This is a genomic window from Flavobacterium kochi, assembly GCF_048286715.1.
Classification (GTDB): Bacteria; Bacteroidota; Bacteroidia; order Flavobacteriales; family Flavobacteriaceae; genus Flavobacterium.
Window position 1 is genome coordinate 164286 of the sequence record NZ_JBLVPW010000004.1, and the last position, 16892, is coordinate 181177.

At 35.4% G+C, this 16892-nt stretch carries 6 protein-coding genes; all 6 read right to left on the reverse strand.

The window, feature by feature from the left end:
- Positions 1 to 65: 65 nt before the first annotated feature.
- The 6 genes from ACNQGH_RS05355 to ACNQGH_RS05380 all read right to left on the reverse strand — a co-directional run bounded on the left by ACNQGH_RS05355 (position 66) and on the right by ACNQGH_RS05380 (position 16292).
- Positions 66 to 2687: an alpha-L-arabinofuranosidase C-terminal domain-containing protein gene (locus tag ACNQGH_RS05355; RefSeq protein WP_417954956.1), complete on the reverse strand. Its 2622-nt coding sequence runs from the start codon at positions 2685 to 2687 to the stop codon at positions 66 to 68.
- Position 2688: 1 nt separating this feature from the next.
- On the reverse strand, positions 2689 to 3651 hold the full coding sequence (locus tag ACNQGH_RS05360; RefSeq protein WP_417954957.1) for a family 43 glycosylhydrolase: 963 nt from the start codon (positions 3649 to 3651) through the stop codon (positions 2689 to 2691).
- Positions 3652 to 3692: 41 nt separating this feature from the next.
- The gene (locus tag ACNQGH_RS05365; RefSeq protein ID WP_417954958.1) at positions 3693 to 6149 is read right to left on the reverse strand and encodes a family 43 glycosylhydrolase; all 2457 of its coding nucleotides are present in this window, start codon (positions 6147 to 6149) and stop codon (positions 3693 to 3695) included.
- Between the two features lie 627 nt (positions 6150 to 6776).
- A complete protein-coding gene (locus tag ACNQGH_RS05370; protein ID WP_417954959.1) occupies positions 6777 to 8264 on the reverse strand; it encodes a RagB/SusD family nutrient uptake outer membrane protein in 1488 nt (495 codons plus the stop codon).
- 22 nt (positions 8265 to 8286) lie between these two features.
- On the reverse strand, positions 8287 to 11373 hold the full coding sequence (locus tag ACNQGH_RS05375; protein WP_417954960.1) for a SusC/RagA family TonB-linked outer membrane protein: 3087 nt from the start codon (positions 11371 to 11373) through the stop codon (positions 8287 to 8289).
- Positions 11374 to 12122: 749 nt separating this feature from the next.
- A complete protein-coding gene (locus ACNQGH_RS05380) occupies positions 12123 to 16292 on the reverse strand; it encodes a hybrid sensor histidine kinase/response regulator transcription factor (protein ID WP_417954961.1) in 4170 nt (1389 codons plus the stop codon).
- Between the last annotated feature and the right edge of the window lie 600 nt (positions 16293 to 16892).

The following is a 16892-nucleotide window of genomic DNA, read 5'->3' on the forward strand; positions in this document are numbered from 1 at the left end:
AGAAAGTCTATTCTGGTCATTTTTATTTCCAACAAACATAGTACACTTGCTTTACAAAATTTTATCTATTTAGCATTTTTAAATCGCAACACCGAAAAAGAATAGGCAGGAATTTCTTTTTCCATCACCTCAGACAATGAAATACTCTTTGTCACAGGGCGAAGCTGTTTGTCTTCAGGTCGACCACTCAAACAAGTATATGAAACTTTTGTTTCCAGTTGCCCCAAAGGACTCAAATCTAGTTTAGCCTTTACTGATACCGGGAGCAGATTGACTAACTTTACAATATAGTCCCCCGAAGCTTTATCGTGAACTACAGAAACAACAATACGTTTTTTCACAGCTTCCGATCTATCGGATAAATCCAATGAAGTAGGGATATAAGTGTCTCCTGCATTTTGCCCGAACAATTGCTGTACATAATAGCCAACGGTTGGTTTTACTTCTGTATTATTAAAATAAATCATATCTGGATTCCACTGGGTGAATTTCTCTTTAGCCAATAAAGGGGCATACGAAGTCATTGCAACCACATCACCGTTACGCTCTATATTTGCCAAGTGAAACGCCTCTGCCAAAGCCGACTCTAAGTTAGGACCTCCCTTAGCACGGGCTGCATATTCTCCCAAATACACCTTAGCTTTATTTCTATCGTAGCTGTCATAAAAATCTTGATTATTAATATACCAACCCACAGACTGATATCCATGCTCATCTATCATTGATAAGCCCAGTTTGTCTGCTATTTGCCATCCTTCTTCATAATCAGTTCCCTCTAAGAAAGGACCACTTGTTCCTATTACGGTAATTTCTGGATATTTCTCTTTGATAGCTTTGTAAATCATTGTAAATCGTTCTTCAAATACGTCAGTTATCATATCTTCATTACCCACACCAATATATTTCAAATTGAATGGTTTTGGGTGCCCCGACTCCGAACGTATCTTACCCCATTTGGTATTTACTCCTCCATTAGCCCATTCTATCAAATCTAAAACCTCCTGCACATATTCACCCATTTGCTCCATCGGTATTCCACCTTGTTGTCCTCCATTTGAGTTTTGACAAGGTACTCCGGCAGCAACCACAGGTAAAGGTTGGGCACCTATATCTTCACAGAACTGAAAATATTCGAAATAGCCTAAGCCTACAGTTTGGTGATAATCCCAGATATTTCTTTGTGGTACACGAGCTTCCAATGGACCGATGGTATTTTTCCAACGATACATATTATTCAATCCGTCACCATGCGATAAACAACCTCCAGGAAAACGCATAAATTTTGGTTTTAGGTCGGAAATGGTCTGCGCCAAATCTGCTCTCAATCCGTTTTTGCGATCCTTGAAGGTTTTTTGCGGAAACAACGAAATCATGTCCATCGCCACCGTTCCTTGAAAACGAGGATAAATCTCTAACTTCGCATCAACAACAGTTTGAGTAGCCGTTAAAATAATCTCTTGTTTCTTCCAGTTTGTAGAGGTACAATTCAGGGTCTCTTCTCCGCATACCTTCCCCTCTTTATCTACTAAACGAATCAGTACTTGCCCTCCTTTTCCTTCTTGTATCTTACTAAACAGTGAGAAATTGTATTTATCGCCAGCTTTTAAAGGAATCCCATCAAAACCTTCACTCACTAAAGCCGCATCAGGACTTTCCAACTTTAATTTAGCGTAATGTTTATTATTAGGATGCACAGGTAATATACTATCTATTTCCCAAGAAGCTCCTTTCCCTTTCAATTCCCATGCTTTACGGCTATTCCAGTCTTTATCTTTTCCTTCTTTATCACTCAATACATATTCAAAATCACGGTTCTGAATCAACTCAGCATAAAGTCCACCGTCAGCGGCGTAGTTTAAATCTTCAAAAAACACCCCAATCAAAAGGTCACTTATCGATTTGCTTTCGCTGCTATTTAAATTTACTTTAACTTCTAATTGTTTCAAAGAGGAAAAACGAGTAGCATCATCATGAGTTGATTCTCCATTCAATATACCTTTGTAAGCAACCATTTGTTGTGCTTTCATTAATCTATCAACAACATTCCACTTGACCTTATGCACTGTTCCTGTCGCATTTTCTCCGTTGATATTTATAGTGTTACGTAGATTTGTATTTGCTCTGGAAGTTATTTCTTTCACCCCTGAAAAATTTTTAAAATCCTGTGTTGTAACCGAATATGTTTTCTCTTTTCCACTTAGTTTACTTATCCAGCTTACATCATATCTATTTCCTTTTTTGACTGCCTCAATTGATAGACAATTATCATTCGACAACATCTTATTATACGATTGGCTTTTCCATTTTACTAAATCTTCCGAAGTTGTATGAGCTAAAAGTCCTTCTCTTTCGTTCAAAGTCCAGAAACAATGCCAAATTCCTTGTTCATCTCTCAACAAAAAAGGCTGTATTAGGGTTTTATCTCTACCATAGTCACTTTTTAAATACCTATATTCGGATCCTATAGTATTCCATTTTTTCCCATCCGTACTCCAGGCAAACATCAAGCCGTTTGCTCTTTTTCCATCCTGTTTTGTATAGGCAAATAAATAAACTGAATCTGGTTCTTTAGCCCAAATAGATGAGCTTAACTGTCCTGTAAAAAAAATTAACAAGAGCATTAAAATCCTTTTCTTGTTATTCGCTTTTTTACTAACCCTAATTATTAAATCTTTTACTTTTTTCATTTTAAATCGTTGGTTTAACCTTTCTAATTGTTCCGTCTTTTTTAAATTTTAATTTATCGATGCATACTTCGCGATTGAAACCTGCCTCTTTACCCATTTTGATTGCATTAGGTCGTTGGAAACGATGGTAGACAATATACCATTTGTCTTTTCCCGGTATCTGCAAAACAGAATGGTGACCTGTTGCAAATATGCCTTTCTTGGGTTCTTTTTGTATGACAACTGTACTTTGAGAAGGATCTATTGGCCCTAACGGCGATGTTGCCTTTACATACCGAACTTCATAATCTTCGCTTCTTGTGTCATTTTTTGACCAAGAGAAATAATAAAAACCATCGCGATAAAAAACAAATGGAGCCTCACTATAATAGGTATCGTCTTTTATTATAATCTGAGTACTATTGGGTTTCACAGAAATCATGTCATCATTTAGTTCACAACCAGCCATGAAATAATTGCCCCAATACAAGTATGATTTCCCAGTTTTGGGGTCAGTAAAAACATCTGGATCAATATTTTGTCCGCGATTCATTCCATCAGGAAATTTATCAATCAATGGTTTGCCTGAATCTACAAAAGGCCCTGTAGGATGGTCCGCTACAGCGACACCTATTTTTTTATTCGCAGTGAAATAATAGTAATATTTATATTGCCCGTTTTTGTCTTTTTTTTCTACAATACTTGGTGCCCATGCATTAGCGTTTGCCCATGAAACATCCTTTTTCAAATCTAATATAACACCTTCATCTTTCCATTTTTTTAAATTATCCGAAGAGAAAACTTTAAAATAGGTTCCAGACCAATTTTTAAATCCATCAGATGTGGGATAGATATAATATTTACCGGTCTTTTCTGCATATAATACATGCGGGTCTGCGTACAGACCCGGTAATATCGGGTTTTGAGCGTAAATACTAAATGAGCAAAGCAATAGTAATACTACCTGAAAATTAATTTTTTTCATGATTCTTACATTCATTATACAATTTGGATTGAATCATCTATTTATTTGAATTCCAACTGAAGGTTCCAATGTTCAGCAAGCTTTTCTGCTTCTTCTTTAGTCAAATGAATTACTGCCGCATGTTTTGGAGAACTAAAGTTTGTGGTTTTCATCACCCCTTCGTTGAAATGACCAATATCTTTGAAATTCTCAAAATCAGAAGTTTCACTGAAACCAAAATTATGAGGATCAATACCGTAAATATCGTACATCAACACCCATTTATCTTCTCCGATTCGCTTCCAAACATTAGGTGCCTCACATGATTTAGGCTCAGGATCATACCAACGTGAATCATATTCATATCCTCCATTTATTTTATCCGAAACAGCCTGTTTGATACCAGCACCTCCATCATGTGCTACATAAAACATCCTGTATTTATCTTTCACTTTTGTAATATCTGCATCAATCGCCGAAACTTTATAATCCGGATATTCAAACAACAATTGTGGCATTGATTCTAGTTTATCAAAATCATCGTTAACATATGCATAATATAATTTGTTTGCTTCGTTTTGAAAGCGCATAGTAAAATAAATCATTAATTTTCCTTTTTCTTCATCATAAATCACCTCAGGTGCCCAGGCACAACCAATTTCACTAAATGCCGCTGAAAATTCATTAAGATAAATATTCTTGCGCTTCCAGTTAATCAAATCCCAAGATTTCATTAATACCAAACCTTTATTATTTCCCCAACCGTATTTTGCTTTATCACGCTCCCACTCGGTATCTCGGAAACCATCTCTTTTTCCAAATACATGAAGATCAGTCATAGCCAAATAAAATGCTCCGTCAGGACCACGATAAATGTGTGGATCACGGATCCCTTTTTGACTGGATATAGTATCGCCTCCAATTATTGGTTTACCATCATTTAATGCGGTAAAACTGTATCCATCAGGACTCAAAGCCATGTGCAAACTATGGGTCTCATCTTTATGAAAAACCATCAAATAAGCACTCATATCCTTTTCTGTAGGAGTAGCATTTGCATAGCGAAAATCTTTGAAGATGCTTTTCCCTTTTCCATAAGATACTAAACCTGGTCTCAAGGCATAAAATCCTTTGTAATTATTATGATGCATTTTAGAAACATCAATATCTTTAGCTACAACAGTCCACTTAAAACCGTCTTTGCTCGCTGAGAAAGTACAGTTATTTCCTTTGTTCAATATTTTTAAGAAGAAGTGTTTTCCAAATTTATTTGGTGTTTTTGTATTGTGTTCCGCATCTTTATAAACGGTAAAATTTTTGCCGTCTGAAACAATACCCGAAAAAGCTTTTTCATTATAAAACAGGATTAATCCTGCCTGATCGTCTTTCTCCACTTGAACCTCAACCTGAGTTACATAAGATTTGTCAGTCGCAGTGATCAATAATTTTCGTGCATTTGCCAGTGAATCTCCGTTTGCTTTTATCGTAAGTGATTTATTTTTTAGTGTGAGCGCTTCAGGCGCATACTCTTTCCAAAACGTCCATTGCAAACCTAATTCAGAACCTTTGAAATCGTCAGACAATTCAAGTCCTTGTTTTGTTGTTTTATTTGATGCAATCGGATTTGCTTTTTTCGTGCTGCGATACCAGCCATCTGAAGTCCACTCAATAGGCTCAATTAGTGTTTGACGCCCCAAAGTATGATAACCATTTGCATAAGCATGATACACAATCCACCAATTTCCGTTTACATCATCTACCAAAGTACCATGACCTTTTGACCACCAATTGTCTCTTTCACTGTAAGTATGTACAATTGGATTATACGGAGAGTTTTCCCAAGGACCTGTTGGATTCTTAGAACGTGCCGCAACAACCATGTGACTTGTTGCCGGACCTGCTGTTCCTCCTTCAGCCGAAGTCAAATAATAATACCCATCTTTATAAGTCAACTTAGGAGATTCCAAACACATACATTCTGTTTTCCAACCTTTGGGATATACCCATCCCTCATAAACTGATTTGCGTTCACCAATGGTGCTTAAACCATCATCGGAAAGACGAATTACATATCCCTCATTAACATATAAAAAACGTTGTCCATCTTTCCCTACTACATGCCCAGGATCAATACCTGGAACTTTCAAATCAATAGGTTTGCTCCATGGTCCTTTGATATTATCGGCCCAAACCACCCAGTTAGTTCCCGCCGCAGGATAATAAAGATAAAATTTACCATCGTGTTTTATAAGGTCGGGGGCCATTGCTGAACCTTCATACTCCGGTATGACACGAGTAATCGGTTCCCAGTTTATCAAATCCTGAGAATGCCAAATCAAAAAACCTGGCTTATAATAAAATGGAGAATGTGTCATATAATAATCCTTTCCATCACGTAGAATAGTAGGGTCAGGATAATCTCCTGACAAAATAGCTTTGGGATATTCCTGTGCCCTTACCGTTGGATTACAACAAAAGAGAAAAGATAATAAAAGAAAAAAGGATTGAATTTTAGTCATAATTATTTTAGTTATTATTTATAGCTGATAGAATTAAAACCATATTATGTCCATAGTGTATAGCATACAATTGTAAAAAGACATACCCTCATTTAAATAGTATAAATTAGTTTAGTCTATTGTTAATTATATATAAACCGACTGGACACAATTAAATGACAACCCATCGATGGGAAACATTTAATTATATAGTTTATTCATCTACATTTCAAAATTACCTACAATGCTTAATTTTAAAGATAAATTACAATTCATTCTGCATAAATTATCGTTCATTTTTAATAGTACCGTATAAAAACCAAGGTTTTTTTTATAATAACATATTTATAAAGAAAAAATAATGCCAAATAAATAGCTAAGTCAGCTCCATACATTTCCATAAAAAAACGCTCATAAATTCCTTTCAATCTTATAAAAAGGAATCATGATGAAGTAAAATAAAGTTTAAATGATTTACATTTTTTTGAAAAAAAAAAAAAAAAAATAAGCGTTGGATATAATTATTAAAAAGTCAGTCCGAAGTTAATAATCCTTATAAAAGTATTATATCTCGGACTGACAAAAATTAAACCTGTAACTGACACTGAAAAGTAATATAAATTGACTTATAGTGACAATTTTTAAAATCTATTGCCAATTAGGATTTTGTATCAAAACACCGTTTGAGTTTGTAACAAATGTAGCCGGAATTGGAAATTTACTGTTCTTATTATAATTAAAATTGGATCTGCTCAGATTATTCATAATACTGGTTGTGTAACCTGGAACAACTTTTTCATAACGAACCAAATCAAACCAGCGATTACCTTCTATTGCAAGTTCTACTCTTCGTTCTTTCCAAATAAGTTGACGCAATTGAACCTTATTAGTTTCCGTAATTTTTGGCAGTACACCAGCCTGCAAGAACGTTTTATTACCACGAGCTCTAAAACGCACTTGCTCCAGTGCATCAAGTGCATCTCCACTATTACCTAATTCATTGGCTGCTTCTGCATAAATAAGCAATAAATCGGCATAACGCAGAAATGGAAGATTAAGTTGTTGCTTAAAAAAATCAGCGTCAGGCCATTGTGTCGCTGGCCAAATAACTTTTTTATTTGCATATTGAAACCCGGAAGCCCAATTGATGGCACCTGTATAACCCACAATTGTTTCACCCTTGTTAAAAATAGAAGCGGCTTTACGTGGATCATTAACTTCAAAACTGTTCACTAAATCATCAGATGGAGCAAAAAATGCACTTCCAAGGCCCGATCCCGGAATTCCCTGAAATTCTACATAAGGATTTCTGGTACGGCCTGCAATATTCTGATAGATATAATGCCCTGGCATCATACTTTCAACAGAATATTTACCATCTGTAGAAAATAAGGCTCTATAATTAGGATCAAGACTGTATTCACCACTTTGTACTAACAGTTTTGCATACTTATAGGCATTTGTATAATCTTGTCTGTATAGATAAACTTTAGCCAATAATCCTAATGCTGTACCTTTGGTAACACGTCCCAGATTGCTCACTCCCCATTCCTGGCGGGTAGGCAGATTCTCTGCAGCAAATTCAAGATCGCTGATGATAAGTTTGTAAACATCTTCCTGTGGGCTTTTAGGAATATTAAATTCGTCCGCCGTAGGTACATGATCACGTATCACCACATCTCCAAAAATATTTACCAGATCAAAGTGCCAGTATGCCCTGAAATAACGCGCTTGTGCATTGTACTGCGCAGCTTTACTATCATTATACTTACTTGCCAGTTTTAAAACCTGGTTACAGTCGTTGAGATACAGATACCATCTTTCCCAAAGACGCTCTATATATATATTAGAAGGGCTATTGGTGAAGGTATAGGCTGAAGTAAAGTTGACATCAGCAGTATTCATTTTCACATCATCCGAAGAAAATTCATGTGATGTAAAATACATGGTTCCCAATCTGAAGAAGCGCCAGTTGACTGAAGAGTATACCCTGTTCAGGGCGTCATCTATACTTTCTTCATCAGAAAAATAAACATCAGTAGTCAGCTGTGACGGAGGAGTAACATCTAGGAAATCATCGCAAGAAACCAAAAGGCTTAATCCGGCAATGGTTAATATATATTTTAGCTTTTTCATGCTTAATGAGTTTTATTATTAATTAAAAATTAAGGTTCATACCAAATTGCATACTGCCTGAGATAGGAAAAGAATTGTAATCAAGCCCATCAGCCAATTCCGGAGTAAAACCTTTGTACTTAGTGAAATATAACAGGTTGGCTCCTGTGAAATAAAATCGCAATTTGTTTATTCCCATTTTTTCAGTAGCTGAATCCGGCAGTGTATAACCTAGTGTTGCACTTCTCAATTTTACATAGTTCCCGTTGAATACCATAATATCTATTGTTCTGTTCATGTTTACAGATCCTGCAGCCAGACGCGGCATAGTTGCTCCGGTATTAATAGGAGTCCATGAATCCAACCAATCTGTATGCATATTATTGTTAGGCGAGGTAAAATCGTTATAAGAGTTATTCATCACCTTTGCCCCAAAACTTCCGGTAAAATCAAAATTAAAATCAAAATTTTTATACTCTGCATTCAAAGCAATACTTCCTGTAAATTTAGGGAACGGACTTCCAATATTAGTCTGATCATCAGGAGTTATCTGGCCATCTCCATTAGTATCCACGTAAATCATATCTCCTAATTTTGCAGCTGTATGGTAAGCTGTTTTTCCTTTGCTTACCGCATAGGCATTCCAAGTGTCAACATCGGCTTGTGTGCGATAAATCCCTTGGGTTTTGTAGCCATAGAAATAGTTAAAGGGCTGACCTTCCTTTATACGGGTCTGTAAATTTGTAGAGAATGTTGTATTGGTAGTAGTAAGGCCATTCCAGTCAACAACTTCATTTTTAAAAGAACTTCCTGTGAAGCTGACTCCATATTTAAAATTATTTTTGTTATCCTGCCATCCTAACATTACCTCATATCCTTTATTTTGTACTGAGCCGGCATTACTGTATGTCGGAGCTATACCTACAGAACCGCCCTGTATAGGCAATATCATCAGTAAATCTTCTGTTTTGCGGTTAAAATAGTCAAATTCAAAAGTAAGTCTGTTATCCAGTGCACTCATTTCCATACCCAAGTCAGCCTGAACATTGTTTTCCCATTTTACATTAGGATTATAATCATTTACGATACCAGCCCCAGGGTTCACCTGGTTGTTGAAAACCGCATGAAATTCATCGCTCTGTGTTACCAGTGCATAAGCCACGTTATTAAAAATTTTGTCATTACCGGTCATACCCCAGCTTCCTCTTACTTTTAAGTTATTAAGCCAGCTTAGCTGTTTTAGGAAACTTTCTTCACTGATTCTCCAGCCTAAAGCTGCAGAAGGGAAATACCCCCATCTGTTGTTGGGACCGAATTTTGAGGAACCATCAGCACGGATTGTTGCCGTAAACAGATAACGATCCTTTAATGCATAATTAGTTCTGAACCAAAACGATTGTCTTGATGATTTTGCCGGCAGAAACGCATTTACTGTCCTGTTATTTATACTAGCCGAATATATAGAAACATAATCCAGATTATCCACAGCATATTTTTTGCCTGTGGCTCCCAAACCACGAAACTGGGTCGCTTCTGAACTCTGGCCGGCAAGTAGGTTTAGACGATGGCTTTCATTAAATTTTTTATCATAGGTTAGTGTATTGGTCCATAACCATGTATTATTAGTACTGTAGTTTTCAGTATAGCTACTTGGATTATTGAATTGGAATGAAGGGTTTATGCTGTACTGCGGCAGAAACTGGTCAAATCGCGTAAGCATCCAGTCTTCTCCAAATGATGTCTTAAACTGAAGTCCGTCTATAATGTCCCAGGCTCCCCATAAGTCCCCTACAAAACGAAGATCTTTTGTATTGGCTTCCTTATTCAAATCTAATTCTGCAGCAGGGTTAATCAAATCATTGTTCTGCATCGGATTCCATGCTCCTTGAACATTTTTAGGTGTAATAAGCGGTGAGCCTGAAAGAACAGAACGTACTGTTCTATACGTCAATGCCTGACCTGTATTTGCGTTGCTGACATTGAAATTATGCCCGATTTTTATCTTACTGTTCAGTTTATAGTCATTATTGATCCGTAAAGTCCAACGGTTATAATCTGTATTGTTCCAAACCCCTTGCTGTTCAAAATACCCTAAGCTTATATTGTAGCTTATATTTTCAGTACTTCCTGAAGCAGATACCTGATGCTCGCTCATCAAGCTCGTCCTGCTGATTTCGTCCATCCAGTTTGTTCCTTTTCCATACTGTGAAGGAATTTGGTAGGGCTGTGCCTGTCCGGCCGTGGAAGCAACTGTATTCATCAGCGTCGCATACTGACTTCCATTGGCTACCTTGTAATTATCAACTACAAATTGGCTACCGACACTTCCTGAATAGGAAATAATGTTTTTCCCTAATTTTCCTTTTTTTGTCGTAACCACGATTACCCCATTCGCTCCTCTGGAACCATAAATAGCTGTAGCCGAAGCGTCTTTCAATACACTCATTGATTCAATATCTTTGGGATTCAGCCAAGTTACATCATTTGTCATCATACCGTCTACTACATAGAGCGGAGAAGCATCGCTGTTGGTACCGATACCACGAATTCTAACTACAGGACTTGCACCCGGTGATCCTGATGACACTACAGTTAAACCACTTTTACCTTGTAACGCTTCCGCAGCATTACCTCCTCTGATACCATTAATATCTTTTGCTTTCAGCGTCGTAACAGCACCAGTAAGATCTGTTTTCTTCTGCGAACCATACCCTATCACAATTACCTGTTGAAGTTGTTCAATGCTCTCCGCACTGGATGTCATGGTTATATCAATTACTGATCTGCCCCCTACTTTAATTTCCTGCTGGACCACTTCAATGGAAGAAAACACCAGTACGTCATTATCAGAACTAACTCCAATCTTATAATTACCGTCAAAATCCGTAACAACAGATTTGTGTGTTCCTTTTACAAGAACAGTAACACCTGGAATTCCAATATTATCTTCAGAAGTGACTACCTTTCCTGTAACAATTTTTTCTTGTTCCATAACCATTCTGACCTCTATACTAGATTCAATAGTATTTTCTTTGGCCTGTAACAAGTTTGTCGACACCAGTGCCATGGATAGCACAGTTAAACTCCATCTTTTACTGAGTAAATTAGGAATCAGGTACTTTTTTCTCATTTTTTTAATCATATTTAGGTTAATTAAGGTTAATTCCGGTATTAAAGTAAACGTAAACAACTAAATTTTTAAATAAATTATTTAAACAAAATTTTATTTCGATCCTTGCAATTATAGGTTGTTATTAAATTGACTTCTTATTTTGGTATACAGCTGCCGACATAAAAACATCGGCAACTGTTATGTAAAAAAACTACAAACCAACCAAAATTTGTATTTTGAATTCCAAACTCAACTTGTTGAAAAATTAAAATCCGGAACGTTTAATCTATTCTATAATATCAATACTGATACCCATAAACTCATTGACAATTCATAATGCATTAACCTTAGATTAATAATTTATTGGCTTCTCAACATATCAAAATTACCCAGATTAGCTAGATTTAAAGATAAATTATAATTCATTCTATATAAATTATCGTCTATTTTTAATGGTATGTTACAAAAAAGTAGTATTTTTTCAATATAATGCATTTTTAAAGAAAAAATATTACCAAATAAAAGATATAAGGCAGTTCTTTAAATTAACCTAAAAAAGGGGGTGTATAAAATTCAGTTTCATCTAAAAACATATTTTGATGACGTAAAATAGAAGTCCAAATGGATTTATATTTTAAAATAAGAAGGAAATAAACTGTTGGTGAATCATCATTAAAAAGTCAGTCCGAAGTTTGATTCTTTACAAAGAATAAACTTCGGACTGACGTAAATTAAACGTTAAACGATAAGAAGACAATTAGAAATTATTACTTCGGTTTTCCTTCAGCAAACTGCGTAGGAGTCAAACCAAAAAGCTCTTTAAAGGTTTTGGTAAAATAGGCAGAAGAATTAAAGCCACACATATGTGTTATTTCTTTGATAGAATACTTTTTACTCACTAATAATTCCGAAGCATATTTTAACCTGACAGTTCGAATGAAATTACTCGGATTTTGTCCAGTGATAGAACTAATTTTTCTGTAGAATTGTGATCTGCCTAATCCCAGTTCTTTTATTATATCCTCCAATGTAAAATCAGGATCAGAAATATTGTCGACCACAATTTTGGTAGTTTTATCCAGAAACATTTCATCAATCGAGTTTGTTGTAATTTCACTGGAAGGAAGAATACCGCCAATTGAGGCAAAACGTTCTCTTGCTCTTTTCCTAGCTTCCAGCAGGTTTTTAATTCTGGCTTTTAAAACATTTATATTAAATGGTTTGGAAAGATATTCATCTGCACCAGTATCATATCCTTCGATCCTATCCTCTTCTAAACTCCTTGCGGTTAACAATATAACAGGAATATGACTGGTCTCTAAGTCATTTTTAACCTGTCTGCACAATTCAAAACCATCCATCTCTGGCATCATCACATCACTAATAACGATATCCGGATAATATTTTCTTACTTTTTCTAATCCAATGAGTCCGTTTGCGGCTTCCTTAACTTGGAACTGATTACTCAATTCGTTTTTGAGATGATTCCGTAGTTCTTTATTATCCTCAACAATGAGAACAACGGGTCTGTTTCCTTTTTCAGACTCCAAAGAAATGGTATCATCCTCTTCATTAGATATTGCAATTTCGTACTCAGCAGATGTTAAAGAGTTTCTGTCTATTTTGTAATTGCCTGCCTGATACAAACTAACAGACTCTTTTTTATCTACGAGGAGATCCGCGGGCAATCTGACACTAAAGGTAGTTCCAATCTGATATTCACTCTCCACTACAATCTCTCCTTTGTGCAATTCAACTAAACTTTTAATAAAATTCAGTCCAATTCCAGTACCTGTCTTCGAGGTATCTGCATGAAAAAATCGTTGAAACACTTCTTTTAACTGTTCTTTTTTCAAACCTATTCCAGTATCTGAAACTCGGATTTCAAGTAGCCTTTCTCTCCTTAATTTTCTAAAAAACCATAAGACGGTCTTACTCTTTTCTTGATTTAATTCGGAAAGAGACACGATCACCGTGCCACCTTTATCGGTAAATTTAACCGCATTTGACAGCAGATTGGTTAGAATTTTTTCAATTTTATCAGGATCGAACATTCCATAAATTTCTTTTTTTGACGCATCAAACACAAACCGAATACCTTTCGCCTTTGCCAGATCTTCAAACAACAAAAAAATGTCTTTACTAAACTTCACTATATTCATACGGCTGAGTTCCAGTTCCGTTTTTCCAAGATCCATTTTTCTCAGATCGAGAAGCTGATTTACAAGATGTAAAAGGCGTCTGCTGCTTCTTTGAATTATAAGTGCCGATTTTTTAACTTCCTCAGGATCGTTATAAGCAGAAAGAATTTTATCAACGGGGTTTAAAATTAGTGTTAGAGGTGTCCTGAACTCATGAGAGACATTGATAAAAAAGTTTAATTTCATTTGATCTAACTCCTGTTCTTTGTCTTCTCTTACCTTTTTAGTATAATAATAGATCGAGAACCAAAGTACCGAAACAAACGCCAATACATAAATACTATACGCCCACCACGTTTTCCAAGGCGGTGACAGTACCGCAATTTGAATAGAAGATTTCCTTGCCTGCTGCCACTGCCCGTCGACAGAAGCCACTACTTCAAAAGTATAATTTCCCGGTTCCAGATTAGAGTAATTGGCAATCCTGCTGTTTCCTGCATTAATAAAATTTTCATCCAACCCATTCATCTTATAGGCGTATTTAACCCGTTCCGGGTTTTGGAAATTCAGCGCCACAAAACTAAAAGAAATGTATCCTTCATTATACTTAAGCTCTATTTTTTTAATCTTTGTTACCGATTTATTTAGTAGTATTCTGCCATTAATGGTATCACCCGCATTGATTTTCTTATTGAACAACCTTATTTCAGTAACAACCGGATTTACAATATTCGATTTTAATGAAATATTGTTGGGATTAAAAATATTAAAGCCATTTATTCCCCCCACAATAATACGACCGTCTTGAATTTTGGCTATCGATTTACTTTGAAATTCAGTTCCCTGAAGCCCGTCATGAGCATTGAAATTTTTAAAAGTTTGCGTTTTGGGATTTAGTAATGACAAACCTCCCTTGGTGGTGATCCACAAATTCCTGTTGTTATCTTCCTGTATACCCACAACTAAATTATTAGGCAATCCGTTCAGCGAAGAATAGGAATGTTTCAAATTTAATTGAGGATCTAGTTCATATAACCCCATATCGCTTCCAACCCATATATTTCCGCTATAATCCTCGGTTATATAATTTATCCGGTTACCCTGAATGTTTTTTATTTTGATTTCAGTGAATTTTATTTTTTTAGGGATGTCTCCTTTTAGTTTGTTCAACACCGCAAAACATAATCCCTGTGAGGTACCGGTAAAAAGGCGGTTTTTTGAATCAATAAAAAGTGAAAACACAAAATTGCTTATTAAGCTGTTCGAATCACCCGGAATATTCTTGTATTGGTAAAATTTTTCAGTAGCAGGATCAAACAAATTTAAACCTGCAGTTGAAGTACCCAACCACAACCTTCCCTGAAGATCCTTTTCGGCACTCCAAACGGTATTCTGCCCTATTGAGAACGGATTATTCCGATTGTATTGATAGGATTTAACTATTCCAGTTTCGGTATAAAACTTGTTCAATCCACTATCCCAAGTGCATACCCATAAAACACCATTATCCCCTTCCAGCAGGTATACAATTTTATCTGAACTCAAAGAATTGGGATCTCCTGGTCTTGCCCTGAAATGCTTAAAAGTACCATTTTTCTCATTAAAAAGATTCAAACCTCCACCATCAGTACCGATCCAAATTCTCTTTTTACTATCCTCTAACACCGATTGTGCGATTTTGGCACTCAACCCTTCATTGCTTTCCTTTTTATAAAAATAATGTCCAAAAGAGGTTTTAGACATTGCTAATTTATTAACCCCGGTATTATAGGTGGCAATCCAGTAAATCCCGTTTTTATCCTCCAAAACTTTTGAAGGCTGATTGTTTGACAATGAAAAAGGATCATAAGGATTGTATGTCAGGTGTTGGATCAAACCTTTCTTTTTGTCCATTAGAAAAAGTCCGCCTCCATCCGTAGAAACCCAAACTATGCCTTTTTTGTCCTGATAAAGGTGAAAAATTGGAATACTTTTATGCTCAGGGGAAATATCTCTAAAACTGCGTTTCTTAGTATCAAACAAAAATAAATGGGAGATGTCATTTCCTATCCAAAAATCCCCTTCATTGTCTACAAGAATTTGCTTAGGCAAATGATCCAAATATTGACTGCCTTTGAAATCGATTGGAAATCGTATGAAATTATTAGTTTTAGGATTATACTGATGTAAATGGTTTCCTTTAGTTCCTAACCATACGTTCCCACTGTGATCTTCTAGTACATTAGTTACGTCATCGCTGTCTATCGATCGGTCATCTTTTGGATTATGGATATAATGTGTAAACTTAATGGTATCATAAGAACCACCTCCAGTATTGTCCAGCAACAATTTAATAACTCCATTTTTAGAAACCACCCAAAGCGTATTGGTTTTTTTATGGTACAGAAGACCATTTATAACTTCACGGAAATTTGCTTCACCTGCCTTCTTCTGATATAAATCAATCTTATAGAATTGCTCTGTATTCTTGTCAAAAACATTCAATCCATTACCGGTTCCAATCCACAAACGTCCATAACTATCTTCAGTTATAACCTTTATTCTATTATTACTGATTGAATGTGGATCGTCCAGAATAGTTCGGTAAATTTCAAATTCATAACCATTGTATTTATTAAGACCATCTATGGTTCCAAACCATAAAAAACCTTCACGGTCCTGAAAAATATCAACGCAGGTACTACTCGAAAGTCCTTTTGATGTATCGAAATTTTCAAATTTTAAATTTGAAAATTGCGCATGAGAGAAACAGCTAACCAAAAAAAATAGAACCCCAATTAACTGTTTGCTTTTCATTATATTTCTTTCGCCAAATAGTTTAAAATGACTTTTTTGTTTCTATTGCGACTTTCAAAAATAACAAATAAAAAATAAAATTTATACGCATAAATTCTAAAATTTGTTATTTATTTCCAAATTTGGAATCTTCTAAAGTGGTATTACCAACACATTTTTATATTTGGATCAACGACCAAAATCTTAGAACTTGACTTATTTGTAATCTGAATCTGTAAAATTTCAAGATGCCGGAAAAAAAAAAATTTGTTGCAAAAGATTTTACTTCATTTCCATTAATTACAAAGAAATACCATAAGATATAATATAATACAATCGATTGTACAAAAGTAGGTTTTATTAGCATACGTTATAAATTAAAAAACCAAAAAAAATATAGCATCCTAATAAGCAATACATTTCAAACAAGTAATCAAGATAAATAGATAGAAAATTGGATCCTTAAATTAAAGTCGATTCCTCCAAATGGCAACCTTAAAAAGCATGATTTACAATTGAATAAAACGAAATTAAATAAATGATTCAGAGGTTTTTAAAAAGTTGTATTTTAATATTTGAATTCGTCATTCAACTTAGAATGAATGAGATTTTCGGTACAAG